Genomic DNA, 26,228 nt, shown 5'->3' with positions numbered 1-26,228 from the left:
TGGCAAATTTCCTTTTGCAACTCTCGCAGATTACTCAAGACAGAAGGAGAAGATCATGCCCTTAGAAATGAACCGTGAGGTCTTTATCACTTGTGCCGTCACAGGCTCAGGCGCGACGCAAGACAAAAGCCCCCATGTGCCGCGCAGTCCAAAGCAAATTGCCGAGAGCGCGATTTTGGCCGCCAAATCTGGGGCGGCGGTGGTGCATTGCCATGTGCGCGATCCTAAAACTGGCGCGCCGAGCCGAGATCCGGGAATGTTTCGCGAAGTCACTGACCGGATCCGGGATGCTGAGGTTGATGTGGTGCTCAATCTGACGGCCGGAATGGGCGGTGACATGGTTTTTGGCGACGTTGAAACCCCGCTGCCACCGGTTGCGGGCACCGATATGGCCGGCGCGACCGAACGGGTGGCGCATGTGGCTGAATGCCGCCCGGAGATTTGCACACTCGATTGCGGCACGATGAATTTTGCTGAGGCCGATTATGTCATGACCAACACGCCCGGCACGCTGACCGCAATGGGCCGGATGATGACCGAATTGGGGGTGAAGCCTGAGATTGAAGCCTTTGACACCGGTCATCTTTGGTATGCCAAGCAATTGGTTTCCGACGGGGTGCTTGAAGCCAATGCTTTGGTCCAGCTGTGCATGGGCGTGCCCTGGGGGGCGCCCGATGATCTCAACACCTTGATGGCCATGGTCAACAATATTCCCGACGGTTGGACCTTTAGCGCCTTCGGACTGGGGCGCCATCAAATGCCGATGGTGGCCGCTTCGGTTCTGGCCGGGGGCAATGTCCGCGTGGGCTTGGAAGATAATCTGATGCTTGACCGCGGGGTTTTGGCGCAGAACTACCAGCTGGTTGATCGGGCCGTCAGCTTGATTGAAAATCTGGGCGCGCGGGTCATTGGCCCGGCAGAGGTGCGCGAAAAGCTGGGGCTTGTGAAGCGCGCGCCGGTTGGTAAGTGAGATTTTGAAGTTAATGTAATTAGATAGGGGTTTGCTATGACACAGGTTGCAGCAATCATCGGAGGTGGAGTTATCGGCGGTGGCTGGGCCGCGCGCTTTTTGCTCAACGGGTGGGACGTGCGTGTCTTTGATCCTGACCCCGAGGCTGAGCGCAAAATTGGCGAGGTGCTGGCCAATGCTCGCCGCTCCTTGCCGGGGCTCTATGAGGCCCCCTTGCCCGCGGAAGGGCGCTTGAGCTTTCATTCAGAAATTTCTGAGGCGGTGACCGGAGCCGCCTGGATCCAGGAAAGCGTGCCTGAGCAACTGGCTATGAAGCAAAAGGTCTATCGGGCCATTCAAGCCCATTGTGATCCTGCGGCGGTTTTGGGCTCTTCAACCTCTGGATTTAAGCCCTCTGAGCTGCAAGAGGCGGCCCTGCGCCCGGCGCAAATCATGGTGTGCCATCCTTTCAACCCCGTCTATCTATTACCGCTGATTGAAGTGGTGCCGACAGAGCAAAGTGACATCGCGATTGTCGCGCGTGCGGAGGATATGTTGCGTCAGATGGGGATGTATCCTTTGCGGGTGCGCAAAGAGATTGATGCCCATATCGCAGATCGCTTTTTGGAGGCGGTCTGGCGCGAGGCCCTCTGGCTGATCAAAGATGGCATCGCCACCACCGAAGAGATTGATAATGCCATTCGCTATGGCTTTGGCATTCGCTGGGCGCAAATGGGTTTGTTTGAGACCTATCGCGTGGCCGGTGGAGAGGCGGGAATGCGGCATTTCATGGCGCAATTCGGCCCAGCTCTCAAATGGCCCTGGACAAAATTGATGGATGTGCCGGAGTTTACCGATGACTTGGTGGACATGATTTCTGACCAATCAGATGCGCAATCGGGTATGCATTCTATTCGCGAGCTGGAACGCATCCGGGACAACAATCTCGTTGGTATGATGCGCGCTTTGAAGGCGCAAGACTGGGGCGCTGGAGCGCTGCTCAAGGGGCAAGACCAGCACCTCAGCGCGCAAGCGGGCATGGTGCGGCATGTGGCGGATCTGCAAGCGGGCGGCTTGACCGAAACCCTGCGCCGTGCGGTGCCTTTGGATTGGACGGATTACAACGGCCATATGAATGAAGCGCGCTATTTGCAGGCCTTTGGCGACGCCACCGACCGCTTCATGGAGATCGTGGGCTGTGATGCTGCCTATATTGCCTCTGGCGGCAGTTACTTCACCGCCGAAACCCATATTCGCCATATTGACGAGGTACATGCGGGCAAAGTGATCCGGGTTGAGACCTATTGTGCCGAAGGGGTGGGCAAGAAAATGCATCTGTTCCATAAGATGTTTGAGGGGGACCGGCTTTTGGCCACGGGCGAGCATATGCTGATCCATGTGTCGCTTGAAACCCGCAAGGCCAGCGCGCCATCTGCGCAGGTGGCCCAAAACTTGGAGCGTATTGCAACCGCCCATCGCGCGCTTGCGCGGCCCGAGGGCCTCGGCCGCAGTGTGGGGCGCAAATGAACGGCGTTCTGATTACAGCGGGCGGCAATGGCATTGGCCGGGCGATGGGGCATGCCTTTGCAGCAGCGGGCTTTCGGGTTTGGGTCACGGATGTGGAGCCCGCCAGTCTGGAGGCCTGCCCCGCAGATTGGCAAAAAAGCCTGGTTGATGCCAGCGATGAGACGCAGGTCGCCCGGCTGTTTGCGGATATTCAAAAGACCTGGGGCCGGCTCGAGGCGATATGTGCCAATGCGGGCATTGCCGGGCCCACGGCGGCGGTGGAAGAGATTGATTTGTCTGCGTGGCAGCGCTGCGTATCGGTCAATTTGGAAGGCGCCTTTCTCGCGGCAAAATATGGGGGGCCGAAGCTCAAAGCTGCGCGCGGTGCTATTGTTTTGACCTCGTCGACGGCTGGACTATACGGCTATCCCAATCGGGCGCCCTATGCGGCGGCGAAATGGGGCATCATCGGCTTGATGAAGACCCTTGCGATGGAATGGGGGCCTGAGGGAGTGCGCGCCAATGCGATTTGTCCCGGTGCGGTCGAGGGGCCGCGGATGCAAGGGGTGATGGAGCGCGAGGCGGCGGCTAAGGGCACAGATGTGCAGCATATCTATGACGGCTATGCTTCTGGAACTTCAATGCGCAGTCTGGTCACAGCGGAAGATATTGCCAATATGGCCGTGTTTTTGTGCAGTGCTGGGGCACGTTTGGTTTCGGGGCAGGTCATCGCAGTGGATGGGCACACAGAAAATCCAGATCCAAAGGTCTAATCGGCCACTGCACCGAGCTCTTGCAACAGGCCGTCGATGACTGCGGGCAGGTCACGCGAGCCTATTTCCGCTTCACGGATGAGCCCGTCGAAATGTTGGCTCAGCGCTTGGATGCGATCAGGCACGCGAAACACCAAATATTTTTGCCCGAGGTAGATCACAGCGCATAAGGGGCCGAAGATGGTAATCGGTGCCGAGTAAATTTTGCGGGCGTCAAATAAAGAGACCCGCATCACCGGGTAAAGTTGCGCGGCCAGACGGGCCAAATGTTTGAGCTGTTCAATGCGAATGTGCCGGGGGCAACCGCTGTAATAGCCTTCGGCACGGGCGAAGGCCTGCAACTCGTGGATGGGCAGGGCAATTTCATAATCTGACTGCGCTTGATGCATCCAATTGAGTCGATCTTCGGCAGAGGCAATCGCGAGATCGATGGTGTGTCCAAGGCTGGGGGCATATTCCCATTCCAGCATCGGGCGAATTTTGACCATATCAGGCAATCCGGCGGGCACATGGCGGATTTTATATCCTGCGGCCTCTTGATGCCAAGCAAAAATCTGGGCGTCGATCAGCGCGCGTGGTGCATCGACCATGGTCATGGCCTGCGCCAAAATTTGCGGGAGGGAGTCCGGTTGATCGGACAGCCCCAAGAGCCAATCGGCAGAAACACCAAGGTTTTGAGCGCATTGCGCCACCAATTGTCCATTGGGCAGTCGCGCTGTCGTGCCCGACAGGATTTGTGACAGGGTTGAGCGGTCCGCCCCGGTTTTGCGCGCCAGGCTTGACTGCGTCTCACCGCTGAGGGCCATGGCCTGTTGCAGCCGATGGCGAAAGAGATCGGAACGGGCGCGCTTGTCCATATTTGTCACTTTTGATGATTTTAATTAACGTACATGACTAAAATTACACAATTCTCTGAATTTCACAAGGAGGCAAAAGGATCTACTCTGCGCCCATGGCACCTATTCAGCGCCCGTCTTTGATCACCGAATGGCCGACATTTGCGACCCTTTTGGGCTGCTATGGCGGATGGATGGTTTTACTCTTCAGCCCGCTGTGGCTGTCTGTGCCGGGTCTGGCGGTCATGATCGCGCTGCAATCTTCGCTGCAGCATGAAATCATTCACGGCCATCCAACAAGATACCCTTGGCTGAATGCGGCTTTGGTATACGCCTCGCTCAATCTTGCTATCCCCTATGGCCGGTTTCGCGACACGCATTTGGCCCATCATACCGATGAGCGGCTGACCGATCCCTATGATGATCCCGAGAGTAATTATCTAGATCCGGCCGTTTGGCACGCTCTGCCGACTTGGCTGCAAAGGGTGCATATGTTCAACGCGACTCTCGCGGGGCGCCTGCTGATCGGTGTATTGATTTCGCAATATTATTTCATGCGCAGTGACGTTCGGGACATATGTGCAGGGCGCCGGGATGTGCTGCGAGACTGGCTCTTGCATATTCCGGCTGCTGCTCTGGTGATCTGGATCGTCATAGCGGCTGGCTATCCGCTTTGGGCCTATTTTCTTGCCGCTTACGGCGGGCTCGCGCTGCTCAAGATCCGTACATTTGCCGAGCACCGCGCGCATGAAGACGTGCAGGCCCGCACAGCTGTCATTGAAGATCGCGGGTTTTTCGCATTTTTGTTTTTGAACAATAACTTCCATTCAGTCCACCATATGTATCCGCATATCTCGTGGTATGCTTTGCCCGGCCTCTATCAGGCACAAAAAGAGACATTCATGCAGCGCAACCAAGGGTATCTCTACAAGAACTATAGTCACCTTTTCGCGCGTTACTTCTTGCAATGCAAAGAACCGGTGCCCCATCCGCTCTGGCCTCGCAGCGGGGGATCGCCTAAGTCTTGATCCATGTTATGGATTCCCATCACCCTTCTGGCGGCCTTGGCGCAAACCCTGCGTTTTATGTTCCAAAAGCGTTTGCGCATTGCCACGCTATCAACGGGCGGCGCAACTTTTGCGCGATTTTTATATGCAGCACCTTTGATCGGTCTGGTGGCCGTCGGCTATGCGGTGGTGCGTGGGTATGGTTTGCCTGTGATGGATTGGCAGTTTTGGGCCTTTGCGGCGGCGGGCGGATTTTGCCAAATCTGCGCCACCATGTGCGTTGTGGCCCTGTTTCAGCAGCGTAATTTCACCATTGGCATCACCTTCAAGAAAGTTGAGGTTTTGCTGGCTGCCGGCTTTGGGCTTTTGTTTTTGGGCGAAGGCGTCAGCCTGCCCGCGCTGGGGGCGATCTCACTGGGTGTTTTGGGAGTTCTCATTATCTCGGACGCGCCGCAAGTGGCCGGTTCTGAGGGTCCACGTTTTTTCAACAAAGCGACGGCATTGGGCCTGTCCTGTGCTGTGTTGTTTGGCGCATGCGCCGTCTTTTATCGTGGCGCAACCCTGCATATTTTTGCCGCAGATGTATTCGCCCGTTCCAGCGTGACTCTCATGGCGGCAATCTCAATGCAGTTTTTAGGCATGGCTTTTTATTTGCGCTGGCGCGAACCGGGGCAAATCACCGAGGTGATCCGCGCTTGGCGCGTGGCCATTTGGGTGGGGCTGCTGTCTTTACTGGGGTCTTTGGCCTGGTTCACCGCTTTCACCTTACAAAACGCGGCCTATGTCAAAGCTCTGGGCCAGGTGGAAATCTTGGCCTCTTTCGCCATATCGGTGTGTGTCTTCGGCGAAAAAATGCGCCGGAGCGAGGCTGTGGGAATCGCGTTCCTATCGGTTTCGGTGGTTCTATTGATACTGCTGCTCTGAGCCGTTCAGACGCAGAAACAGGCTTTCTTCATCTTGATTTTTGAAGAATGGCACTGAGGCGGGTGGCTGGATCTCGCGCAATGCGGCCAATTCTCCCAGCACGATTGAGGTAATAAAGGGTAAATTCAAGGCGCGGGCCTCATCCAGCGGCACCCATTGCAAATGGGACAGCTCATCGGATGCGCCGGAAAAATCGTCTAGGTCTCCGGCCAGTTGATCGGCGTCCACCAAAAAGAACCGCGCATCAAACCGGCGAGGCGGGCCGGGTGGGGTGATGGCGCGAAAAAAGAAATACATTTTCTCGGCCGAGGGACGAAAGCCCGCCTTGGCAAAACCGCTCCAATCTTTTGGCGCATCCTGCCACTCCTCTGGCGCGCCAAGGATTAACCCGGTCTCCTCCCACAGCTCGCGAATGGCCGCCACGGCGAGGGTCTCGGGTGAGGGGCCGCTGTTATCTTCCAAAAGCCGCGCGTGGCAGGTCTGCACCAAAGGCTTGGCCAGCGGTATGGCGCTGTCATCGGCATCGACTGCGCCGCCCGGAAAGACGAATTTATTTGGCATAAACGCCGCTTTGGATCCACGCTGACCCATTAGGACCTGCGGAGAGGCGTTCACGTTGCGCAAAGTGATGATTGTTGCGGCGGAGCGGATAGGTGTCTCTGTCATAGACCCAATCTACTGGGTTTTGAGCACATTGCCAGAGGCCTCCGCTCCAAACCCATTAAGTCGGCGCGCCCATTGAAACGCAACGACCCCGCCCTTGATGCGCGGGAGCAGGTAGAGGCAGAGCGCCACGGACCCGACCCCAAAGCCCAGTGCCATGATCCATGGCTCGGGGCGGAACTGCACAAATACCACATGCAACAGCGGCGCAAGGATATGGCCGACAATTAATATCGTAAGATAGGCCGGCCCGTCATCAGCGCGATGATGATGCAGCTCTTGGCCGCAGGCGTCGCAGCTGTCATGGACTTTGAGATATTTATAAAGCAGCGCACCTTTGCCACAACTCGGGCAACACCGGCGCCAGCCGCGGAGCAGGGCGGGTTTTAGGGGGCGATTTATCGACATAGCGATCTCCTATATATGCGGCCCTTATCAAGCCATGTGCAGAAAATGACACTGGGGCAAACTGCCACAAGAATTTTTTGAAAATTTTGCGACGGAAAATTATGGCTGCTGCGTTTTACCTATACCAAGCGCAAAACACTGCGCGGTGCATATGAAAACGCATAGACTAAGGACAAAGATTTTGAACAAAATTGTAATTTTCGCATTGGCTGCAACTGCAATGGTGGCGAGCGCGCCCGTGATGGCGCGTGAGCATGGTGGCCCGCGCCCTGATTTTTCTCAATTGGACGCCAATGGGGATGGTCAAATTACGCAAGCGGAGGTGACGGCCTTTGGCGCGGCGGAATTTGCCAAGGCAGACACGGACGGCAATGGCAGCCTGACGCTTGGACAGCCTGTCCACCCGGCACGAGGCACGGCCGCGCGGCCCCGTGACCAGCTTGGGGCCTATTGTGCGGGCCATGGACCGTAAGGATCGGCGTGACTTAGGGCGCATGATCCAAAAGGCCCAGGGGCGGGATCGGCGTATGGATCGTGACTTGCGGGCGCAGATGACGGCTGTTTTGGCTGATTTGCTAAGCACCGTGCCATTTGATCGCACGGCTGTTTTGGCGGTGTTGCACGATGAGGTGATGACGATTGAAGAGCGACAAGCCATCGCGCGGGAGGCCTTGCTCGACAAATTGGCCTCTATGACCCCCGAGGTGCGTGCAAAGTTGGCGCAGGCCCTGCTCAAAGGACGTAAGTAAGCGGCACCGCACCTCTTGCGCTGGGCCTGGGGGAGAGACTATGAAGAGAGATATATGCATAAAATGGCAATGATATGACCCCGGATCTCGCACAAACCCTGGCTGTAAAAGCACTGGCTTGGATGGTTGGTGAAGATGATTTGAGAGAGGTCTTTTTGGGCGCTTCTGGGGCCTCAGAAAGTGATTTGCGCGCGGGGGTGTCTGATCCTGTATTTTTGGCCTCATTGCTTGATTTTATCTGTATGGATGATGCCTGGGTCACGCGGTTTTGTGATGATGTGGGCATTGCCAATTACATGGATCCCATGATGGCAAGGCAGGCTTTGCCCGGAGGTGAACAGGTGAATTGGACCTGATGAATATTCGCGGGGTCATTTTCGACAAGGACGGAACGCTGTTTGATTTCCAAAGCACCTGGGGCATTTGGACAGCGCAGGTTTTGGCGCGCATCGCCGGCTCTGATGAGGCGCTATTGCAGCAACTTGCCGAGGCCCTCGGCTATGACACACAAACCCGAAGAGTGCAGCCCGGCAGTGTCATCGTTGCAGCCACCCCGATGGACATCGCGGCGGTGGTTAAGGACTGCATTCCTGCCCTGAGCCAAACTCAGATCTGTGGCTGGCTCAATGAGGAGGCGAAAACCGCGCCGCAGGTATTGGTTACCGATTTGCATCGGTTAACTGCGGAGTTGCGGCGCATAAATCTTGGGCTTTGTGTCATGACCAATGATGCAGAGACCCCGGCACGCGCGCATCTCGCATCCGTTCAGGCGTCAGGTCTGTTTGATTTTGTTATCGGCAGTGACAGCGGGTTCGGCGCAAAACCGCAGGCCGCGCCATTGCTGGCTTTGGCGGATAAAATGGAGATCCCAGCTGCGGCCTGCGTCATGGTGGGTGACAGCACCCATGATCTGCGTGCTGGCCGTGCGGCTGGAATGCGCGCAGTGGCCGTGCTGACGGGATTGGCCGAGGCGGATGAATTGGCGCCGCTGGCGGATGCTGTGCTGCCCGATGTGTCCCATCTTCCCGCTTGGATATCTGCGCAAAACAGTTAGGCTCAGAGTTAGACAGAAAATGTCGCAATTTGACCGCAAACTTCGCGGGGCTTGGGCATTTTGAAGGCAAGCAACCGTTGGAGATGATGATGAGTGATGCCCCAAGACGCCGGAGCGGAGGACGTGCTGGAAATACCCGTGGCAATCGCGGGGCGATTGAGCAGATGCCTTGGCGCATTGTGGAAAACACAGACCGCCCAATTGAGCCACTCACGCAGGAAGGTATTGAAGCCATCCACGAAGGGGCGATGACCATCTTGGAAGACATTGGAATCGAGTTTCTGAACACGGAAGCGCTCGCGATTTTTAAGGATGCCGGATGTAAGGTCGAGGGTGAGAAAGTTTTTCTCGATCGCCATTGGGTCATGGAGATGATCGGAAAAGCGCCATCAGAATTTACCATCACGCCGCGCAATCCAGCTCATGAGTTGACGGTTGGGGGCAATAAATTGCTGTTTGGCAATGTCTCTTCACCGCCGAATTATTGGGATATGGAATTGGGCCGGAAAGTGTCGGGCACAAGGGAAAAATGCCAAGATTTTTTCAAGCTTAGTCAATATTTCAACTGCATTCATTTTGTAGGCGGCTACCCTGTGGAGCCTGTGGATGTGCATGCCTCCATTCGTCATCTTGAGGCGACCTATGACAAGCTCACATTGACGGACAAAGCGGCCCATACCTATTGCTTGGGCTCAGAGCGTGTCGAAGACACAATGGAGATGGTGCGAATCGCTGGCGGGCTCAGTCATGAGGAGTTTGAAGCCAAACCGCATATGTATACCAATATCAATTCTACCAGCCCTTTGAAGCATGACTGGCCGATGATTGACGGGTGCTTGCGGCTCGCGCGGCGTGGGCAGGCGATTTTTGTCACACCTTTCACCCTGGCCGGTGCGATGGCTCCGGTCACCATGGCCGGGGCTGTGACGCAATCGATTGCTGAGGCGCTCTGTGCCATCGCGTTGTTTCAATATATGCGCCCGGGAACCCCCTGTGTGATTGGCACTTTTACCTCGAATGTGGATATGAAAACGGGCGCTCCAGCCTTTGGCACTGCGGAATATATGCGGGCCACGCAGATGACCGGACAGATGGGCCGGTTTTATAAACTGCCGATCCGCTCCTCAGGGGTCTGTGCCGCCAATGTCCCCGATGGGCAGGCGATGTGGGAGACCTCAAATTCGCTCTGGGCTGCTGTGCAGTCGGGTTCGAATGTGGTCTATCACGCCGCCGGCTGGTTGGAGGGAGGGCTGATTGCCTCGCCAGAGAAGTTCATCATGGATTGCGAAGTATTACAGCTTATTCAGCGCTATTTTGAACCGATCATCACGCGGACAGCGCCCGAAGATATCGCCATTGAGGCCATAAAGGAAGTTGGATCTTCAGGGCATTTCTTCGGAGTTCAGCATACCCAAGATCGCTATGAAACCGCCTTCCACCAACCCTTCATCAGCGATTGGCGCAATTATGAAGGATGGGAATTGGCCGGTGGTATTTGGACGGCTGAGCGGGCCTCGGCCAAATATAAGGAGATCATGGCGGATTATAAAAAACCGCCTATGGATGTGGCCATTCATGAAGAGTTGCGGGCTTTCGTCGATCGCCGAATTTCCGAAGGTGGAGCGCCAACTGATTTTTGATTGTAATTATACTTTCATCACCATTTTTACTGGAACTAACAGTAGTAAAGTGGCGCACTTTTAAATCGGAAAGCAAACTTAAAGAAATGTTTTTTGAGCTGGCAGTTCCTGTATGCGATAAGTTTTTGGACTGGTGAAAGAAAGTAGGCGGTCCCACTGGACCGCCCATATTTTATTATCCACCCATTGCTTTAGGTAGCCAAAGTACGAGCTGCGGGAACATAAATAGCAAGATCAAGCCGATTAATTGTACAACCATAAATTGCATCATCCCAAGGTAGATATCTTTTAAATCCCAATTGGGGACTACGCCTTTTAGAAAGTACGCAGATAGAGCCACTGGTGGACTTAGCCATGCAGTTTGTAGGTTAACTGCCACCATTATGCCGAACCAAACCATCTTGTCGTATTGGCTCTCAAAGCCTGGCAAATCCAATGCCATTACTGTCGGTAGTAATACAGGTATTACGATCAAAACAATTGGTACCCACTCCAATGGCCAGCCAAGAAGAAAAATCAGTACCATTATTAGTATTAAGATCATGTACGGTGATAAATCCAACTGTAGCAAGGCTTCAGTCATCATTTTTGGGGTGCCGAGTGAAGAAAACTCGGCTCCAAAGAAATTGGAAGCCGCAACCAAGAACATGATCAAAACAGTGATTTCCAAGGCCTTAATCAGGCTATCGAAGAACCCAGAAATTTTGAACTTACCGTAACTTATAGACAACAAAATTGCACCAAATGCGCCCATTGCAGCAGCCTCTGCAGGTGTTGCAAAGCCAAACAAGATTGAACCTAAGGCGAAGGAAATTAGTATGGTCGGTGGCATTAGGCCAGCAAAAAACTCGTCCCAGAGCTCTGAGAAATGAAAGTTTTCTGCAGTATCTGGGCGGTATAATGCAAAAGACTTGTATGCGGTGAAACCCATAAATAATAGCCACATGGTGTGATAAAGAACACCGAACCCTAACCCATTTGAATTCATTAACTGTGTTGCAGCCCAAGCTGCCTGGACCGCCACTGCGATTGGGACTGCCAGACGTAGCACTTTTAAACTACGGTACGCACCGTGGGCAATCATCAGAACTGCAATCAGTACTAGCAAGCCGCTAAAAGGAAATAAGCTTAATGCGCCGCTAAGAGACAAACCAAAGACCCTACATATAGCCAACACACCCATGCATATTAGTATCACTTCCAGCCCATAATTCTTGGAGGTCTCTGGTTGATCCTCTTCAGCTAGAATTGGGCCTAAAGCAGGATTGATCCAGCAACGGCCCAGTGTATAAACCAAATACAGGATGGCTAGGATTGCGCCTGGAATGAAGGCTCCGCGGAACAAGTCTAATGTTGAAACATCCAGGACAGGGCCCATCACTATAAGCATGATTGATGGGGGGATTAATATTCCTAAAGTGCCGCCCGCGGTAATTGTTCCAGCTGCCAATTGGACATTGTAACCGGACCGGCTCATTGTTGCACCGGCCATAATGCCTAGTAGGGTAACTGAAGCTCCCACAATGCCCGTAGCGGCCGCGAAAATTGTGGAAACGATCAGAACAGCTATGTAAAGTGAGCCCCGAATGCGTGACATAATCATTTGGATTGAAGCAAACAGGCGCTCCATTAATCCTGCCGCTTCCATTACAATACCCATCAAAATAAATAGTGGCACTGCCATTAATTGATCGTTTAGCATGGTGGAATTAGTGTTTAGTGTCATCAAAAGGGTGGTCAATTTAAAATTTGATCCCCAGATTCCAAACACAAATGCTAAAAAAATTAATGTGAACGAAATTGGAAAACCAATAAATATCACAAAGAGCATCGCGCCCAGCATAATTAGTCCGATGGTCGGTTTTGATAGTCCGGGGCCTTCTGCGATTAGTCCAGAAAACCAATCCGAGAGTGGTAGAGAATTTGGGTAGAAAACTGATATCACGATTGCGCCAACGATAATGAAGTATGGTACTAATAATTTAACAAAGATTGCCTCACGCTCTTTGCCCATTTTGTGAAAAGCGCGAAATAATTCTGGAAATCCTTGCAGCAACAGCAAAAGTCCCCCAACTGGCATAGCTAAGCGAGCGGGCCAAAGGACTGGCCCCCAGGTGCTGTCAAACGCAGTTTCGCCAGAATTGTAGGCTACAAGCCAGTATTGTGATGTAATTATAGTAAAGAAAATCATCGATGGAATGAAGAATGCCATGTACGCTAAAGCATCAACCGTCGCTTGCGTTTTATCAGACCAGTTTCGATAAATAAAATCAGCCCGAATATGTACACCACGCATTAAACCATATCCCGCTGCACCCATAAACAGTACGCCGGCAATCATACGGCTGATATCGTATGCAAAAACCGTTGGGCCTAACCCTATATTTCGAGCTAGCTGATCCCATCCATAGCCGGACATGATTGCAAAAGAGTTACGAGCAATCACCTCAAAAACGACTACTCCGATTAACGGAACCATAAGTAAGCACAAAAGCTTGCCTGCCCAATCGTTAGCAATATCGATTGCTGCAGTAATTGGCTTCTGCCAAGGCGTCATGCCATCTGGTGTTTCCCCAGGTCGTTCCGCCCGACGCTCAGCAATTAGCTCATCGGCTATTTCCAGCTTTTTTGGATCAACTTCTTCAGCCATCCGGCCCTCCCATGGGTTTTACTCTCAGAAATTTTTCTAATTTCTTCTTGTGAAAACTTTTATATAAAATGCTTTCAAAAGAAGAAATACGAGGCCGTTTGGCCTCGTATTTTTATGTTTTACTTCAAGCTATCAGCGTGTGCCTTGCCTAGGGCAGCGTTTGAAGCCTGTGCGCCAGCCCAGAAGGGAACCGCAACGTCTGCAAAGTCTTTCTGAGACTGCCAAACTTCAGCAAAGAATTCGTTTTCTGCAGCACCTTTTTCAAGGAGCGCCTTCGCAGCACCCATATATGCTGGGAAATAATCCGCTGGAGTATCATGCAAGATAACGCCGTGGTTGTCTGTGAGATCTTTAAGCGCTTTTCCGTTTGCAAGGATACGATATGACATTGACTTTGATAGAGAAGCATTAGCAGCTACTTCAAGGGCTTTTTTCTCGGTATCGGTCAGGGCATCATAGAAGTCTCCGTTTACATACAGGTCAGCATTAACCACGACCTGGTGAAGACCCTGCAGGTAGTAATGCTTCAGAACTTTTTGAAATCCAAAAGCCATATCTGCCACTGGGCAGCACCATTCAGCTGCGTCGATTGTGCCTTTTTCCAAAGCGGGGAGGATGTCGCCTCCACCCATCGCTACAGAGGCGACGCCGATGTCTTTATAAGCTTGACCAACCATGCCTGGAGGGGCGCGGAAACGGTATTTGCGGAAGTCGTCCATGGAGGCAATTGGCTCAGAGAACCAACCTAGTGCTTCTGGACCCACGGGTTGAAGCATAAAGCCTTTTACATTGACTCCCATTTCATCCCAAAGTTGGTCATACAATTCCTTGCCACCACCATATTGGAACCATGACAAGAACGACAGTGCGTCCAGACCAACGCCGGCGCCAGCTATGGGAGCACCAAAGAGGTTAGCAGCGACGTGTTTACCGCCCCAATAGTGTGTCCAAGCAAAGCCACCTTCAACCAGCCCTGCATCCACGGCATCCAAAACATCTCTGGATCCCACCACTGCACCAGCAGCAAGAACTTCAAGCTTCAAAGATCCGCCAGTCAAGGCATAGACGTCTTCACCAAAGTCCCTAACCATTTTAATCTCGTCACCAGTGGTTGGTAAGACTGATTGAATGCGCAGTACTTTTGTATGACCATCGGCAAACGCCGCTGGCGCAAAAGCCAAGCCGGCTACAGTAATAGCAGCTGTCTTGGCAAGTGTTTTCAGGTTAAACATTTAAGTTTTCCTCCCTTATGTTGTACCTTCATTGTCTTGTTTTGGACCCGGGCCGAAGGCACACCATCGGGTCGTAGAGTATTGGCTTCATCTTTATGCCGCCAAATCCCAATTCTTTTTAGTGGCTTTTGCTGATCTCCCAGCCTTCCACGAGCCCCAAAAGAGGCCCCACACCGTGGTTAATGTCGAAAAAGCCACGGAACATCATTTCACCGGCAACGTAGAGTAGTACAATCAGTCCCAACCAGGATATCCATGGATAATTTGTAAGCAACTTCATAATCAAAGTGGCCGCGAATGCCATGAGTACGATCGCCAATCCCAGACCAAAAATCAAGATTTGTTTGTCGCCATCGGCAATTGCCGCCACGGCGAGAACATTGTCGAGCGACATGGAGACATCTGCAATCGTGATTGAGATCAGGGCGCCGGCCATGGTTTTTCGTGGCGCTCCTGTGTAGCCCTGCTCAAGATCACCGGCGGTCAGCATCGCCTCCTGCGCATCTCGCTCGAGACCCTCGCGGATTTCTTGAAACAGACGCCAGCATACCCAAAAAAGCAGCACGGAGCCAATGAACAATATGCCGGGTATACCGAGAAGGGTTGTTGCGATCACGGCAAATACAATCCGCAGGACAGCCGCAATCACCATACCGTACAAAATAGCGCGTTTGCGCAATTCTGGAGAGAGGCCAGCCGCAGCCATACCGATGATCAAAGCATTGTCACCTGACAGGATCAAATCCGCGATTATGATTTGACCATAGGCCATTGCAGTATCAAACATTCTGGGCTTCCTTAGTTAGATGAATAGAGCGGCTCAACGGGCGTCCTCCAAAATCATATCCGACAGTTTTTCACCAATCATGATCGCCGGAGCATTTGTGTTGCCAGAGGTGATCGTGGGCATGATGGAGCAATCAGCGACGCGCAGACCTTTTAGGCCCCGCACTTTCAAACGTACATCGACAACGGCCAAGTCATCCTGACCCATTTTGCAGGTGCCCGTTGGATGATAGATTGTCACGCTATTGTCGCGGGCCCAATTCAATGTTGCGTCATAATCGTCCATGCCGATCTTTGACCCGGGGATAAATTCTTCGATGATATGTGATTTCAATGGCTCAAACTGCGCAATGCGGCGCGCTATTTGGATGCCCTTCACGATGGTGTCTTGATCGAGTTTTGTGGCCAAGTAATTGGGGTGAATGGCTGGGTGATCCCGCCAATCTGCGGATTTTAACTCGAGATGACCCGTGCTTTCCGGGCGCAATTGCAGCACGGAGGCGGTGAAGGCCGAAAACGTATGTGGCCCATCAGCTGGCGCAGAGGCGCTGAACGGTTGGATATGAAACTGAATATCTGGTGTTGCCAGCATCGGATCTGTTTTCAAAAAACCGGTGCCAAGACTGGCGGCCATAGTCATTGGTCCGGTTTGGCTTATGGCGTATTGCAAGGCGATCAGGCCCTGTTTGAAAATATTATTGGTCTCGATGTTTATGGTTGAAAGATTTGTTTTGAAAACCGGCCGTGCTTGCAGATGATCTTGCAGATTTTTTCCAACGCCTGGCAGATCGCAGATCGGCTCGATCCCCTTTGCCTTCAGTTCCTGTGCGTCGCCAATGCCTGAGAGCATGAGAATTTGCGGTGAACCGATGGCGCCCGCGCTCAAGATCACTTCCCGGCGGGCGCGGATGGTTTGGCTTTGGCCTTTGATATTGGCAACAACGCCCTTGGCCTCACCCTTTTCAACCAGCAGTCTCTCGACCTGCGCATGGGTGATAATGGTGAGGTTTTTGCGATTGCGCGCGGGTTTTAGATAGGCCACCGCGCTGGAGCAGCGCCGCCCTTTGTCCAGGGTCAGTTGGAAATACCCCACCCCTTCTTGATCTGAACTGTTGTAATCGGGATTACGTTTATATCCAGCGCCGACGGCGGCATCGAGCCATTTGTCTACGATTTCGCGCTTCAAACGGGTCGGGGATACGGACAGCGGACCGTCTGTGCCCCGCTCTGAATTCTCGGTGCCATCGCCCTTCCAAGTTTCTGCGCGTTTGAAATAGGGCAGAACGTCTTCCCACGCCCAGCCAGTGTTGCCGAGTTGCCGCCAATGATTAAAATCTTCGGCTTGCCCGCGCACATAGAGTAGGCCGTTGATCGAGCTGCAGCCCCCTAACACCCGACCCCGCGGCCAGGGAATATCCCGGCCATTCAGTCCCGGATCGCTTTCCGTACGATAGCGCCAATCTGTTTTGGGGTTGTCCATCGTTTTGAAATAACCGACCGGGATGTGGATCCATGGATTGATGTCACGTCCACCTGCTTCCAGCAAAGCCACTGAGTATTTTGGATCTGCCGACAGCCGATTTGCCAGCGCACAGCCGGCTGATCCCGCTCCAACGATTACAAAGTCAAATACCAAGTTCGCTCCATTAATTAAAAAATGAGACTTTTATTCCCGTTTTTATAACATTTATGTTACTATGCAGGAAAGATGAGATTCGGCAACATAATTTTGCATGAATAATGCGCAAAATGTGGGTCGAGAAATTGAAGTGAGAGAACAATGGAAGGTCGCATTCCTACGAATTTACGCACCTTGCTGATCCTAGAGGTTTTGGGGACGTCGGATCGTGCGCTATCGCCCACTGAGATTAACCAATCTATCGGCCTGCCCAAGCAAACCATCCACCGCCTCTGCGCCAAGCTGGAACAAGAGGGGTTTTTGGCTCGCGAAGAGGATGGCAAGAAACTGCGCCCAACGCGGCGCTCGCGGCTTATGGCGTCAGGTCTGCTGTATGCCTCCCGCTTTCACATCGCACGTCACCAGGTGATGCAGCGTGTGGCGGATGAAGTTGGTGAGACTGTCAACTTCGTGATCCCCGATAGTGAAGGGATGATTTATGTCGACCGGGTCGAAACTGACTGGCCTTTTCGGGTGCAATTGCCTGTGGGCACCCATGTGCCGTTTCACTGCACGGCCAGCGGCAAAACCTTTCTGGCCAGCCTGGCCCCCAAGGCCCGTCAGGCGATGGTGCGCAGTTTGCATCTCAAGGAATTAACGCCCAACACGCTGCGCACGGAAGATGCGCTTTTGACGGAACTCAAGCAGGTGGCGAAAAATGGCTATGCGTTTGACCGAGAGGAATTTTTCACCGGTATGGTGGCGATGGCCGTGCCAATTCTGGACGAACGCAGACGCTATGTGGCCTCTTTGGCCTTTCACGGCCCAGTTCAGAGGTTGACCTATGAAGAGGCCTGGTCAAAGCGGCAGGTGCTCATTGATGGCGCGCGATTGATGCGTGACGTCTTGTTTGAATGATGCACAGACCGGGTCGGCCGGGAGACATCGATCGTGCCTAGATCCGCGCAAGGGTGCCGCGGTCGATGATGGTTGTCATCAGCTCGTGCCGTAGGTTTTGCCCGGGCTCTTGATTGAGCAAGGCCAGCAAGACCTCTGCTGCCTTACGGCCCATTGAGTGCTGCGGCACGCGCACGGTTGTCAGGCTAGGCGTGGTGACTTGCGCCAAGGAAATATCGTCAAATCCGGTGATTGAAATGTCTTCTGGTACGCGCAATCCCATCTTGCGGGCTTGCAGCAAGGCGCCGACCGCCAACACATCACTGCCGCAAATCACTGCTGAGGCTTTTTCTGGCCCGGTCAGAAGCTGCGCGAAAGCGGCGCCGGCCTCCTCGAAACTATATTTACACTCTTCAAGACCCAATAATTGCGCATCGCTTTGACTTGCGATTGCTTGTTTGATGCCTACAACGCGGGCGGTGGCGCGATCATTGCCCTCTCTTAGGCCGCAAATCACCGCCAATTTCCGGTGCCCATGGGCCAAAACATGCGCCGCGATATCATGGCCCGATTTTTGATTGTCAAAGCCGACGCTTGGCGAGTGGCCTGTTTTTGGGCAGCACCATGCCAAGACATGCGGCACGGCGTGTTGTGTTAAAAAAGCCTGGGTTTTTTCGGGCCGCGCCGCCCCAATCAGCAACAACCCATCGGCGCCCTGTGACAGCAAAGAGCGAATGGCGTCGAACTCCTGGTCCGGGTCATAGTTTGAGCTGCCAACCAGCAGGGTCACCCCGGCAGCACTGAGTGTCTCTTGAAAGGCTTGCAGGCCGCTGGCGAACATCGCGTTGTCCATCGTCGGAATGATTGCACCAATGGTATTGGTGCGATTGCGTGCCAAAGCACGACCGCCGAAATGGGGCACATAGCCGAGCGTCTCAATGGCATTTTGAATCCGCTGTCGGGTGGGTTCCGCGACTTTTTGGGGCGAATTGATGCAACGTGAAATGGACGCCGTCGACACGCCGGCCAATGCGGCCACGTCTTCGAGGCTTGGGCGATTGCTGTCGCGCATGATAATTTCCCATTTGTTGCTCTTGATGAATGTAAGCGCTTGCATACCGCAATGCAAGCGCTTACACAATGAGTCGAAAACACAAATAGCTTTCAAGGATGTTTACAATGGCTCGGGTCTATCTCAAGAAATCTACAAAAACCGCTTCGACTGGCGGCGATGATGTGCGCGCAACGGTCATGGGAATTCTCAACGATATCGAAACGGGGGGCGACGCCGCCGCGCTTGACTATGCGGCGAAGTTTGATGGGTATGATGGAAATTTGATTTTAACTGAGGCAGAAATCCAAGCGGCTTGCGATTTGGTGCCAGAAAAGTTGAAGCGAGATATTCAGTTTGCCCATGCCAATGTGAAACGCTTCGCCGAGGCGCAACGCGGTACGATCACAGATTTTGAGACAGAAATTGTGCCGGGCTTGATTGCCGGGCAAAAGAGCATCCCTTGCAATGCGGCTGGCTGCTATATCCCCGGCGGGCGTTACAGCCATATCGCCAGTGCGATTATGACTGTAACCACAGCGAAGGTTGCCGGTTGCCAGCATATCACAGCTTGTTCGCCTCCTGCCAAAGACGCAGGCATTGCGCCAGCAATTATCTATGCGGCCCACCACTGCGGTGCCGATAAAATTTTGGCCATGGGCGGGGTTCAGGGCGTGGCCTCGATGACCTTTGGACTGTTTGGTCTGCCTGAGGCGGATATCATTGTCGGGCCGGGCAATCAGTTTGTGGCAGAGGCCAAGCGCATATTGTTCGGCCGTGTCGGTATTGATATGATCGCGGGTCCAACCGATAGTTTGGTGATCGCTGACGGCACTGCGGATGCTGCGATTGTCGCCGCCGATTTGGTCGGGCAGGCGGAACACGGGTATAATTCACCCGTGTGGCTGGTGACGGATAATGAACCTTTGGCGCAAAAAGTCCTGGAAATTGTTCCGGGTCTAATTGCGGATTTGCCCGAGCTTAATCGGATCAATGCGGAAGCGGCTTGGCGGGATTATGCGGAGGTTATTCTGTGCGAAGATCGCGAAGAAATGGCGGCCACCTCCGACGAATATGCGCCTGAGCATTTGACCGTTCAAGCCGATGATCTGGATTGGTGGTTGGATCGGTTGAGCTGCTATGGCTCTTTGTTCCTCGGTGAGGAAACCACGGTTGCCTATGGCGATAAGGCCTCTGGTCCAAACCATTGCTTGCCTACCTCGCGTTCGGCCAAATACACCGGCGGCCTGTCTGTCCATAAATACATGAAATTGGTCACTTGGCAGCGCGCCACCCGCGATGGAGCCAAAGACGTGGCGATTGCCACTGCACGCATTTCCCGGCTCGAGGGCATGGAAGGCCATGCGCGCACCGCGGATATTCGTTTGGCGAAATATTATCCGGGTGAAAACTTTGATCTGTCAGCGCAGGGCTAACCGATGAGATCTGCGTCATTGTTCAACGTTGAGGGTAAAATTGCCGTTGTGACCGGTGCGTCCAGTGGTTTGGGGCAGGGGGCGGCCAGCCTGCTTGCAGCGCATGGGGCGCAAGTGATTGCGATTGCCCGCAGCGCCGATACTCTTGCCTCTTGGTCTGAACAGACCCCGGGCGAAACTGCCATTCTGGCTGCTGACTTGTCGGATCGCTCTTGTCTGGCCGATGTTGCGGCCCAAGCGGCCAAACCTTTTGGTGCGCCGGATATTTTGATCAATGCCGCAGGGATCAACACCCGCCGGCCCGCCGATGAGATGACGGATGCCGATTGGGATGTGACGCAAAACCTCAATGTTGCCGCGCCCTTCTTTTTAGCCAAATCCATGGTGCCGGGGATGCGGGAGAAGGGATGGGGGCGGATCATCAACTTTGCCTCGCTGCAATCGCGCCGCGCTTTTGCCAATGGCATCAGTTATGGGGCGTCCAAAGGGGCTGTTGAGCAGATGACCCGTGCGATGGCCGAAGCCTGGTCTGCGCATGGTGTCACAGCCAATGCCCTCGCGCCGGGTTTCTTTCATACGGAATTGACGGCACCCGTTTTTGCAGACCCGGATCTTGCGGCCCGAAATGCCGCACAGACGTGCATCGGGCGCAATGGTCAGGTTCGTGATATGGATGGGCCCATGATGTTTCTTTGTTCTGCCGCCTCAGACTATGTGACAGGGCAGGTTCTATTTGTAGATGGAGGGTATACGGCAAAATGAAGGCTTTAGTGAACACGGGCGTAGAGACGCTCACCTATATGGATCAGGCAGATCCAATCGCCAAAGCTGGCGAAGAGCTTGTCCGCATCCAATATTCAGGCATTTGCGGATCAGATATGCATGCATTTCTGGGCCATGATGCGCGCAGGCCTACGCCGATCATTTTGGGGCATGAAGCCTCTGGGACGATTGTGGGCGGGCCGCGCGATGGCACGTTGGTCACCATCAACCCGCTCAATGGCTGTGGCACATGCCATGCCTGCCGATCGGGAAAGCCCAATATTTGTCTGGGGCGCCAAATCATTTCCATGCCACCACGTCCGGGTGCCTTTGCAGAAATGGTGGCCATTCCAAGCGAAAATCTATTGGTGGTGCCACGGGCGGAGCTTTTGCAATCGGCGGCTTTGACAGAACCTTTGGCCTGTAGCTGGCATGCCGCACGCCTTGGCCTGCGCTTGCAAGATGACCCGGTTGAGACCCTAAGCTGTGTGGTCCTCGGCGGAGGAGCCATCGGGCTTGGCGCGGCGCTCTGCCTGCGGGCGATGGGCGTTCAAGACATCACTTTGATTGAGGTCAACCCGCTGCGTCTGGCCACATTGAAGGGTATGGACGGGTTTAAAGCCAGCGATGGCAAGGATGCCGATGCCCCAAAAGATGGCAGTGCTGATTTGGTGATTGACGGCGTTGGCTATGCGGCCACCCGGGCGGCGGCCTGTGAATTGGCCAAGCCGGGCGGGGTGATCTCGCATATTGGCTTGGGCTCGGGTGAAGGTGGCGTCGATGTGCGCCGTATGACTCTGCATGAGATCACTTTGATTGGCTGCTATACCTATACCCCCAAGGACTTCCAGGAGACCGGTGAGGCGATTTTTGCCGGTAAAATGGGACTTTTGGATTGGGTCGAAACCAGGCATTTATCAGAGGGGCAAGGCGCCTTTGATGATATCCGCAGTGGCAACACCCCTGCGCCTAAAATTATTCTAATCCCCTGAAAGGAGCATCATGTCCGTGAGTGAGAAAATAGTGGCTGATTTCGTTGCAAATGGCATCGAATTTGTCACGACCGTACCGTGCAAGCAGCTTGGCGGTGTGATTGATGCGGTTGAAAAAGAACCCAGCATCTATCACATTCCTTCGAATAAAGAAGATGAGGGCATGGGCCTTTGTGCAGGCGCTTTCATGGGGGGCAAACGTCCAGCCATCATCATGCAAAATACGGCCATTGGTGTCACAGTGAACACATTGGTGACACTGACCCAGTTTTACCGCATGCCTCTGCCAATGCTCATCTCTTATCGGGGTGAATTGAAAGAGCCTGTGGCGTGCCAGGTGGAAATGGCTGTGCATACCAAAGCTCTGCTCAACCAATTGAACATCCCAACCTATCATTTCCACAAGCCGGGCGATGAGGAAGAGTTGGATGCGATTTTGAAATACACCTTCATGTGCAACAAACCCGTGGCAATTTTGACTGATGCGACGTTCTGGGGAGGTTACTAATATGATCCGTTCTGAAATCATCCGCGACATCGCCCCAATTTTGCGCGACCAATTGGTTGTTTGTAACATCGGTCTGCCCAGCCAAGAGCTGCATATGATCGACGACCAAGCCAGCAATTTCTATATGCTTGGCACCATGGGACTGTCATCATCCATCGGTCTTGGGGTTGCGCTGGCGCAAGATAAAACCGTGATCTCCATTGACGGTGACGGTTCTGTTCTGACCAATTTCGGCACATTGCCCACGATTGCAAATAACGTGGCCGACAATTTCATTCTTTTGATCATCGACAATGGCAGCTACGGCTCCACGGGGGATCAGCCCACCTATGCGGGCGGGAAAACCTCTTTGGCGGCTGTGGCGAAGGCCTGTGGCTGTGAGACGGTGATCGAATGCCAGGCCGAAGAAACTGGCGCGGTGCTCAAAGCGGCGATTGAGTCGCAGAAAATGACTGTGATCGTGTCCAAATGTGAGAGCGGCAATATCAAAGTGCCGGTTATCACAAAAGATCCGGTTGTCATCCGAGACCGTTTCATGACCGAGATTGCACGCCGCAACGCTTAGGTGCGGCACTACAATTAGGTTTGAGGCCCGCCAAGCAATTGGCGGGTCTTTTTATGAGATTTTCTATATGGCATTTGCCTGGTGTTGCCAGCCGAACTCTTGATGAAGGGATGGGATGCCCGGGCGCGAGGTTCGGAATTTTTCAGGAAATGGCATGGCTGCGGAGCATTTTCCGAGCGATAGTGCCCGCCGCAAGCTTGCGGTTTCATTTGGGTCGCACTGCACAGAAAGCCAATGGCATCCCGTAGGGGAATCGAACCCCTCTTTTCAGGTTGAAAACCTGACGTCCTAACCGATAGACGAACGGGACACTGCTGATAGGCCGCTATTTATGGAAAGCTGCAGCGGGTGGCAAGTCGATTCTTTACTTTTTATCGATGTTTTTGCGTTCCCAGTTTTGGCAGGGTGTTAGGCGGGGCTGGCGTCTTCGATGCGCAGTTGTGGACGTGAGCGCCCCCCCCAAGTGTTGATCTCCAAACGCCCAGCGATGTGCATTTTTCCACCCTGGGCCGCGGTGAGCGCGGGGCCGAGAGGGCCATCAAATGCGCCAAAGCAAATTGCGTCTAATTTTGTCCCGAACCCATCGCTGAGGGTGATTTTCAGATGCGACTCTCCCACCGGCTTTGCAAAGGCGATGGTGCAATCGGGAAAAGCAAATCGCGGCGCAGAGGCACCCGCGCCGAAGGGGCCGGCTTGCTCAAGCTGCTCAATCAACTCAACCGTGGCGCCGCCTGGCATCAATGTGCCGTCAATTTTGAGATCTGCCGGACCCAGTGCGCCAGCGCCTTGGGCATCGAGCAATTGCCCCAACCGCTCCATGGCCGGTTCGAGTTGCGCACGGGTGAGCGATAGGCCCGCCGCCATTTTGTGACCGCCTCCCGACGTGATTAACCCTTCGCGCGCCAATTTATGGATCGCGGCACCCAGATCAATCCCGCTGACAGAGCGGCCGCTGCCTTTGCCACTGTCGCCATCAAAGCCAATGACCACGGCGGGGCGGTTGGTTTTTTCTTTCAGCCGCGCGGCAACAATACCGACCACGCCAGGATGCCAGCCCTCTTCTGCGGCCCAAGCCAGCGGTAAGTCCAGTCCGCGCGCTTCTGCCTGCTCCAGCGCCGCCAGTCTCACCATGGCCTCAACGCTGCGCCGTTCGGTGTTCAGCTCTTCCAATTTTTCCGCCATGACAGCCGCCTCATGCGGGTTGCTGCAGGCCAAAAGTCGAGCCCCTAAATCGGCTTTGCCAATTCGCCCACCGGCATTGATTCGCGGTCCCAAGACATAGCCAAGATGATAGGCGCTTGGCGCAGCATTCAGACCCGCTGCATCCGACAGGGCGTTTAGTCCCACGCGTTTGCGCTGGCCCATGACTTTCAAACCCTGCCGCACAAAGGCCCGGTTTACCCCGATCAAGGGCGCGACATCGGCCACTGTCGCCAAGGCGACAAGGTCGAGCGAATTGATCAAATTGGGCGGGGTTTGACCATTTGCCCGCATCATCCGGGCCACTTGGGTCAGAACCATAAAGACCACGGCCGCCGCGCAAAGATGGGCCAAATCGCCCGTCTCATCCTGCCGGTTAGGATTCACCACGGCCCGCGCCTCGGGCAGGGTCTCTGCGCCCAAATGGTGATCCAAAACCACCACATCTGCGGCCCGCGCCGCTTCAAGTGCCTCATAGGCTAGGGTGCCGCAGTCCACGCAGATGATCAGATCATGGCTCTCTGCCAAAGCTGCCATCGCTTGGGGATTGGGCCCATAACCCTCGGTGATCCGATCGGGCACATAGAGGGTGGGTTGAATGGCAAATTGTTGGAGAAAATCAATTAACAAGGCCGCAGACGTGCCGCCATCGACGTCATAATCGGCAAAAATAGCAATTTTTTGTTGATTTTGAATGGCTGTGAGCAGAATCTCTGCGGCTGTGGCGCAATCTTTGAGACAGAGCGGATCGCTCATACTGGCGCGGAGGGTCGGGTTTAGGAAATCGGCGACCTCGGTCGGAGCTACCCCCAAACGGGCCATCACATAGCACAGAGGCAGTGGCAAATCGCTCTGTTGATGGAGCGTCAAAGCGTCTCGTTCAATCGCGAGAGCGGGCCCGAGCCACCGGCGATTTGAGATTGACTTTTCGACGCCCAGATACATTCTAATGTGACGGCGCGCGGTAGGTCATGCGCCGCACTGAGCCGGTTTTGGACCGCATCAAAATGGTTTCTGTGGTCAAAAATCCCGGTTCGCGTTTGATGCCTGCAAGGATGGAGCCATCCGTAACACCTGTGGCGGCGAAAATGACATCCTGCGTCACCATTTCATCGCGGCTGTAAATCCGGTCCAGATCGGTTATTCCAGCCTTGGCGGCCCGGCCGCGCTCATCATCATTGCGGAAGGTCAACCGGCCCCACATTTGCCCGCCCATACATTTCAAGGCGGCGGCGGCCAAAACTCCCTCGGGCGCGCCACCGAGCCCCATATACATATCAATGCCGGTCGTGTCTGATTCCGCGCAGTGAATAACGCCAGCAACATCGCCGTCGGTGATGAGGCGAATGGCGCAGCCCGTGGTGCGCAACTCGGCAATCATCGCCTCATGGCGTGGACGCTCAAGGACGCAGACAGTGATATTTTCCGGCATGCAGTTTTTTGCAGCCGCCAGCGCCATAACCCGTGTTGCTGGCTCCATGGTCAAGGAAACGACATTCTCCGGCAAGCCTGGCCCCACCGCAAGTTTTTCCATGTAAACATCTGGAGCATGCAGCATGGAGCCGCGCGGCCCCATGGCGATCACCGTCAAAGCGTTGGGCATGTCTTTCGCGGTCAATGTCGTTCCTTCGAGAGGATCAAGCGCGATATCAACCGCAGGCCCGTTGCCCGAGCCGACTTCCTCACCAATATAGAGCATCGGCGCCTCATCGCGCTCACCCTCGCCAATGACAACCACACCTGCGATATCCAAAAGATTCAACTGTGTGCGCATGGCGTTGACAGCGGCCTGGTCTGCCGCTTTTTCATCGCCGCGACCAATCAGTTTGGCAGAGGCCAGCGCGGCTTGTTCGGCGACACGGGCCAGTCCTAAAGAAAGAGCGCGATCACGAAATTCTGTGGCATCAGACATATGAGTTTCCTTTATACATTTTGCCTGCCCTAATGCAGGGATGCCGGTCGTGGCAAGACTGTGCGCGCTAACAGGTCTGCAGTTCTGAGCAATTGGCGCTCAAAGCCCGT

26 protein-coding genes and 1 tRNA gene are annotated in these 26,228 nt (G+C 54.1%); 16 read left to right on the top strand and 11 right to left on the bottom strand.

The window, feature by feature from the left end:
• Positions 1 to 55: 55 nt before the first annotated feature.
• From bcoG to RCA23_RS11260, 3 genes are read left to right on the top strand one after another with little or no spacing between them, the layout of a single operon-like run.
• Positions 56 to 970 carry a 3-dehydrocarnitine:acetyl-CoA trimethylamine transferase BcoG gene (gene bcoG / locus RCA23_RS11270; protein WP_044050403.1) on the top strand — a complete coding sequence of 305 codons (915 nt, stop codon included), beginning with the start codon at positions 56 to 58 and terminating at the stop codon, positions 968 to 970.
• Positions 971 to 1,006: 36 nt separating this feature from the next.
• On the top strand, positions 1,007 to 2,476 hold the full coding sequence (locus RCA23_RS11265; protein ID WP_044050402.1) for a carnitine 3-dehydrogenase: 1,470 nt from the start codon (positions 1,007 to 1,009) through the stop codon (positions 2,474 to 2,476).
• Positions 2,473 to 3,228 carry an SDR family oxidoreductase gene (locus tag RCA23_RS11260; protein ID WP_044050401.1) on the top strand — a complete coding sequence of 252 codons (756 nt, stop codon included), beginning with the start codon at positions 2,473 to 2,475 and terminating at the stop codon, positions 3,226 to 3,228. The genes RCA23_RS11265 and RCA23_RS11260 overlap by 4 nt, the downstream gene beginning before the upstream one ends.
• Here RCA23_RS11260 and RCA23_RS11255 read toward each other — a convergent pair.
• Complete coding sequence (locus RCA23_RS11255; RefSeq protein ID WP_044050400.1) at positions 3,225 to 4,085, bottom strand: helix-turn-helix domain-containing protein; 861 nt, start codon at positions 4,083 to 4,085, stop codon at positions 3,225 to 3,227. The two genes, RCA23_RS11260 and RCA23_RS11255, sit on opposite strands and share 4 nt — an antisense overlap.
• 95 nt (positions 4,086 to 4,180) lie before the next feature.
• On the opposite strand from RCA23_RS11255, the gene RCA23_RS11250 reads away from it, so the two are divergent.
• The gene (locus RCA23_RS11250) at positions 4,181 to 5,092 is read left to right on the top strand and encodes a fatty acid desaturase (protein WP_044050399.1); all 912 of its coding nucleotides are present in this window, start codon (positions 4,181 to 4,183) and stop codon (positions 5,090 to 5,092) included.
• A gap of 3 nt (positions 5,093 to 5,095) precedes the next feature.
• Positions 5,096 to 5,995, top strand: coding sequence for an EamA family transporter (locus RCA23_RS11245; RefSeq protein WP_044050398.1), 900 nt, complete (start codon positions 5,096 to 5,098; stop codon positions 5,993 to 5,995).
• On the opposite strand, the gene RCA23_RS11240 is transcribed toward RCA23_RS11245, so the two are convergent.
• Together RCA23_RS11240 and RCA23_RS11235 are read right to left on the bottom strand one after the other, a co-directional pair.
• Positions 5,975 to 6,661, bottom strand: a complete 687-nt coding sequence (locus tag RCA23_RS11240; RefSeq protein WP_044050397.1) for an NUDIX domain-containing protein — start codon at positions 6,659 to 6,661, stop codon at positions 5,975 to 5,977. The two genes, RCA23_RS11245 and RCA23_RS11240, sit on opposite strands and share 21 nt — an antisense overlap.
• Positions 6,662 to 6,670: 9 nt before the next feature.
• Positions 6,671 to 7,066, bottom strand: coding sequence for a DUF983 domain-containing protein (locus RCA23_RS11235; RefSeq protein ID WP_052377148.1), 396 nt, complete (start codon positions 7,064 to 7,066; stop codon positions 6,671 to 6,673).
• Positions 7,067 to 7,247: 181 nt separating this feature from the next.
• Between RCA23_RS11235 and RCA23_RS11230 the strand changes: the two genes are divergently transcribed.
• The 5 genes from RCA23_RS11230 (at position 7,248) to RCA23_RS11210 (ending at position 10,509) form a co-directional block, all read left to right on the top strand.
• On the top strand, positions 7,248 to 7,538 hold the full coding sequence (locus RCA23_RS11230) for an EF-hand domain-containing protein (RefSeq protein WP_052377147.1): 291 nt from the start codon (positions 7,248 to 7,250) through the stop codon (positions 7,536 to 7,538).
• On the top strand, positions 7,528 to 7,815 hold the full coding sequence (locus tag RCA23_RS11225) for a hypothetical protein (RefSeq protein WP_044050396.1): 288 nt from the start codon (positions 7,528 to 7,530) through the stop codon (positions 7,813 to 7,815). Before RCA23_RS11230 ends, RCA23_RS11225 begins: the two co-directional genes overlap by 11 nt.
• Before the next feature lie 74 nt (positions 7,816 to 7,889).
• Positions 7,890 to 8,171 carry a DUF3572 domain-containing protein gene (locus tag RCA23_RS11220; RefSeq protein WP_044050395.1) on the top strand — a complete coding sequence of 94 codons (282 nt, stop codon included), beginning with the start codon at positions 7,890 to 7,892 and terminating at the stop codon, positions 8,169 to 8,171.
• On the top strand, positions 8,171 to 8,869 hold the full coding sequence (locus tag RCA23_RS11215; RefSeq protein ID WP_044050394.1) for an HAD family hydrolase: 699 nt from the start codon (positions 8,171 to 8,173) through the stop codon (positions 8,867 to 8,869). The genes RCA23_RS11220 and RCA23_RS11215 overlap by 1 nt, the downstream gene beginning before the upstream one ends.
• An 89-nt stretch (positions 8,870 to 8,958) precedes the next feature.
• Positions 8,959 to 10,509, top strand: coding sequence for a trimethylamine methyltransferase family protein (locus RCA23_RS11210; protein ID WP_430903616.1), 1,551 nt, complete (start codon positions 8,959 to 8,961; stop codon positions 10,507 to 10,509).
• A 175-nt stretch (positions 10,510 to 10,684) separates the two neighbouring features.
• Here the strand turns inward: RCA23_RS11210 and RCA23_RS11205 are convergent, their stop codons facing one another.
• The 4 genes from RCA23_RS11205 to RCA23_RS11190 form a co-directional block, all read right to left on the bottom strand.
• Positions 10,685 to 13,159 carry a TRAP transporter large permease subunit gene (locus RCA23_RS11205; RefSeq protein ID WP_044050393.1) on the bottom strand — a complete coding sequence of 825 codons (2,475 nt, stop codon included), beginning with the start codon at positions 13,157 to 13,159 and terminating at the stop codon, positions 10,685 to 10,687.
• A gap of 119 nt (positions 13,160 to 13,278) precedes the next feature.
• Complete coding sequence (locus RCA23_RS11200) at positions 13,279 to 14,391, bottom strand: TRAP transporter substrate-binding protein (protein ID WP_044050392.1); 1,113 nt, start codon at positions 14,389 to 14,391, stop codon at positions 13,279 to 13,281.
• A gap of 118 nt (positions 14,392 to 14,509) precedes the next feature.
• Positions 14,510 to 15,178 carry a TerC family protein gene (locus tag RCA23_RS11195; protein ID WP_044050391.1) on the bottom strand — a complete coding sequence of 223 codons (669 nt, stop codon included), beginning with the start codon at positions 15,176 to 15,178 and terminating at the stop codon, positions 14,510 to 14,512.
• A 33-nt stretch (positions 15,179 to 15,211) separates the two neighbouring features.
• Entirely contained in the window at positions 15,212 to 16,813 is a 1,602-nt protein-coding gene (locus RCA23_RS11190) for a GMC family oxidoreductase (RefSeq protein WP_044050390.1), read from the bottom strand.
• A 144-nt stretch (positions 16,814 to 16,957) separates the two neighbouring features.
• Here RCA23_RS11190 and RCA23_RS11185 point away from each other — a divergent pair, with 144 nt between their 5' ends.
• The gene (locus RCA23_RS11185) at positions 16,958 to 17,713 is read left to right on the top strand and encodes an IclR family transcriptional regulator (RefSeq protein WP_044050389.1); all 756 of its coding nucleotides are present in this window, start codon (positions 16,958 to 16,960) and stop codon (positions 17,711 to 17,713) included.
• Positions 17,714 to 17,750: 37 nt separating this feature from the next.
• Here the strand turns inward: RCA23_RS11185 and RCA23_RS11180 are convergent, their stop codons facing one another.
• Complete coding sequence (locus RCA23_RS11180; RefSeq protein WP_236631353.1) at positions 17,751 to 18,809, bottom strand: LacI family DNA-binding transcriptional regulator; 1,059 nt, start codon at positions 18,807 to 18,809, stop codon at positions 17,751 to 17,753.
• Between the two features lie 62 nt (positions 18,810 to 18,871).
• Here RCA23_RS11180 and hisD point away from each other — a divergent pair, with 62 nt between their 5' ends.
• From hisD to comE, 5 genes are read left to right on the top strand one after another with little or no spacing between them, the layout of a single operon-like run.
• Positions 18,872 to 20,179, top strand: a complete 1,308-nt coding sequence (gene hisD / locus RCA23_RS11175; RefSeq protein WP_044050388.1) for a histidinol dehydrogenase — start codon at positions 18,872 to 18,874, stop codon at positions 20,177 to 20,179.
• Positions 20,180 to 20,182: 3 nt separating this feature from the next.
• A complete protein-coding gene (locus RCA23_RS11170; protein ID WP_044050387.1) occupies positions 20,183 to 20,941 on the top strand; it encodes an SDR family NAD(P)-dependent oxidoreductase in 759 nt (252 codons plus the stop codon).
• Positions 20,938 to 21,933 carry an alcohol dehydrogenase catalytic domain-containing protein gene (locus RCA23_RS11165; protein WP_044050386.1) on the top strand — a complete coding sequence of 332 codons (996 nt, stop codon included), beginning with the start codon at positions 20,938 to 20,940 and terminating at the stop codon, positions 21,931 to 21,933. Before RCA23_RS11170 ends, RCA23_RS11165 begins: the two co-directional genes overlap by 4 nt.
• Before the next feature lie 10 nt (positions 21,934 to 21,943).
• Positions 21,944 to 22,441, top strand: a complete 498-nt coding sequence (gene comD / locus RCA23_RS11160) for a sulfopyruvate decarboxylase subunit alpha (protein WP_044050385.1) — start codon at positions 21,944 to 21,946, stop codon at positions 22,439 to 22,441.
• Position 22,442: 1 nt separating this feature from the next.
• Positions 22,443 to 23,006, top strand: a complete 564-nt coding sequence (gene comE / locus RCA23_RS11155) for a sulfopyruvate decarboxylase subunit beta (RefSeq protein WP_044050384.1) — start codon at positions 22,443 to 22,445, stop codon at positions 23,004 to 23,006.
• Between the two features lie 235 nt (positions 23,007 to 23,241).
• Here comE and RCA23_RS11150 read toward each other — a convergent pair.
• From RCA23_RS11150 to glpX, 3 genes are all read right to left on the bottom strand, one after another.
• Positions 23,242 to 23,316: transfer RNA gene (locus tag RCA23_RS11150), tRNA-Glu, on the bottom strand.
• A 98-nt stretch (positions 23,317 to 23,414) separates the two neighbouring features.
• Entirely contained in the window at positions 23,415 to 25,151 is a 1,737-nt protein-coding gene (gene recJ, locus RCA23_RS11145; RefSeq protein ID WP_044050383.1) for a single-stranded-DNA-specific exonuclease RecJ, read from the bottom strand.
• Position 25,152: 1 nt separating this feature from the next.
• On the bottom strand, positions 25,153 to 26,118 hold the full coding sequence (gene glpX / locus RCA23_RS11140; RefSeq protein ID WP_044050382.1) for a class II fructose-bisphosphatase: 966 nt from the start codon (positions 26,116 to 26,118) through the stop codon (positions 25,153 to 25,155).
• Between the last annotated feature and the right edge of the window lie 110 nt (positions 26,119 to 26,228).

Origin of the sequence: Planktomarina temperata RCA23 (assembly GCF_000738435.1) — a bacterium.
In the GTDB taxonomy this organism is placed as follows: Bacteria; Pseudomonadota; Alphaproteobacteria; order Rhodobacterales; family Rhodobacteraceae; genus Planktomarina; species Planktomarina temperata.
This window is presented reverse-complemented; position numbering and strand designations above follow the sequence as displayed.

What these genes read in the sequence shown, in the direction of transcription:
- bcoG (WP_044050403.1), top strand. Translation starts at nt 56, where the DNA reads ATGCCCTTAGAAATGAACCGTGAGGTCTTTATCACTTGTGCCGTCACA.
- RCA23_RS11265 (WP_044050402.1), top strand. Translation starts at nt 1,007, where the DNA reads ATGACACAGGTTGCAGCAATCATCGGAGGTGGAGTTATCGGCGGTGGC.
- RCA23_RS11260 (WP_044050401.1), top strand. Translation starts at nt 2,473, where the DNA reads ATGAACGGCGTTCTGATTACAGCGGGCGGCAATGGCATTGGCCGGGCG.
- RCA23_RS11255 (WP_044050400.1), bottom strand. Translation starts at nt 4,085, where the DNA reads ATGGACAAGCGCGCCCGTTCCGATCTCTTTCGCCATCGGCTGCAACAG.
- RCA23_RS11250 (WP_044050399.1), top strand. Translation starts at nt 4,181, where the DNA reads ATGGCACCTATTCAGCGCCCGTCTTTGATCACCGAATGGCCGACATTT.
- RCA23_RS11245 (WP_044050398.1), top strand. Translation starts at nt 5,096, where the DNA reads ATGTTATGGATTCCCATCACCCTTCTGGCGGCCTTGGCGCAAACCCTG.
- RCA23_RS11240 (WP_044050397.1), bottom strand. Translation starts at nt 6,661, where the DNA reads ATGACAGAGACACCTATCCGCTCCGCCGCAACAATCATCACTTTGCGC.
- RCA23_RS11235 (WP_052377148.1), bottom strand. Translation starts at nt 7,066, where the DNA reads ATGTCGATAAATCGCCCCCTAAAACCCGCCCTGCTCCGCGGCTGGCGC.
- RCA23_RS11225 (WP_044050396.1), top strand. Translation starts at nt 7,528, where the DNA reads ATGGACCGTAAGGATCGGCGTGACTTAGGGCGCATGATCCAAAAGGCC.
- RCA23_RS11220 (WP_044050395.1), top strand. Translation starts at nt 7,890, where the DNA reads ATGACCCCGGATCTCGCACAAACCCTGGCTGTAAAAGCACTGGCTTGG.
- RCA23_RS11215 (WP_044050394.1), top strand. Translation starts at nt 8,171, where the DNA reads ATGAATATTCGCGGGGTCATTTTCGACAAGGACGGAACGCTGTTTGAT.
- RCA23_RS11210 (WP_430903616.1), top strand. Translation starts at nt 8,959, where the DNA reads ATGAGTGATGCCCCAAGACGCCGGAGCGGAGGACGTGCTGGAAATACC.
- RCA23_RS11205 (WP_044050393.1), bottom strand. Translation starts at nt 13,159, where the DNA reads ATGGCTGAAGAAGTTGATCCAAAAAAGCTGGAAATAGCCGATGAGCTA.
- RCA23_RS11200 (WP_044050392.1), bottom strand. Translation starts at nt 14,391, where the DNA reads ATGTTTAACCTGAAAACACTTGCCAAGACAGCTGCTATTACTGTAGCC.
- RCA23_RS11195 (WP_044050391.1), bottom strand. Translation starts at nt 15,178, where the DNA reads ATGTTTGATACTGCAATGGCCTATGGTCAAATCATAATCGCGGATTTG.
- RCA23_RS11185 (WP_044050389.1), top strand. Translation starts at nt 16,958, where the DNA reads ATGGAAGGTCGCATTCCTACGAATTTACGCACCTTGCTGATCCTAGAG.
- RCA23_RS11180 (WP_236631353.1), bottom strand. Translation starts at nt 18,809, where the DNA reads ATGCAAGCGCTTACATTCATCAAGAGCAACAAATGGGAAATTATCATG.
- hisD (WP_044050388.1), top strand. Translation starts at nt 18,872, where the DNA reads ATGGCTCGGGTCTATCTCAAGAAATCTACAAAAACCGCTTCGACTGGC.
- RCA23_RS11170 (WP_044050387.1), top strand. Translation starts at nt 20,183, where the DNA reads ATGAGATCTGCGTCATTGTTCAACGTTGAGGGTAAAATTGCCGTTGTG.
- RCA23_RS11165 (WP_044050386.1), top strand. Translation starts at nt 20,938, where the DNA reads ATGAAGGCTTTAGTGAACACGGGCGTAGAGACGCTCACCTATATGGAT.
- comD (WP_044050385.1), top strand. Translation starts at nt 21,944, where the DNA reads ATGTCCGTGAGTGAGAAAATAGTGGCTGATTTCGTTGCAAATGGCATC.
- comE (WP_044050384.1), top strand. Translation starts at nt 22,443, where the DNA reads ATGATCCGTTCTGAAATCATCCGCGACATCGCCCCAATTTTGCGCGAC.
- recJ (WP_044050383.1), bottom strand. Translation starts at nt 25,151, where the DNA reads ATGTATCTGGGCGTCGAAAAGTCAATCTCAAATCGCCGGTGGCTCGGG.
- glpX (WP_044050382.1), bottom strand. Translation starts at nt 26,118, where the DNA reads ATGTCTGATGCCACAGAATTTCGTGATCGCGCTCTTTCTTTAGGACTG.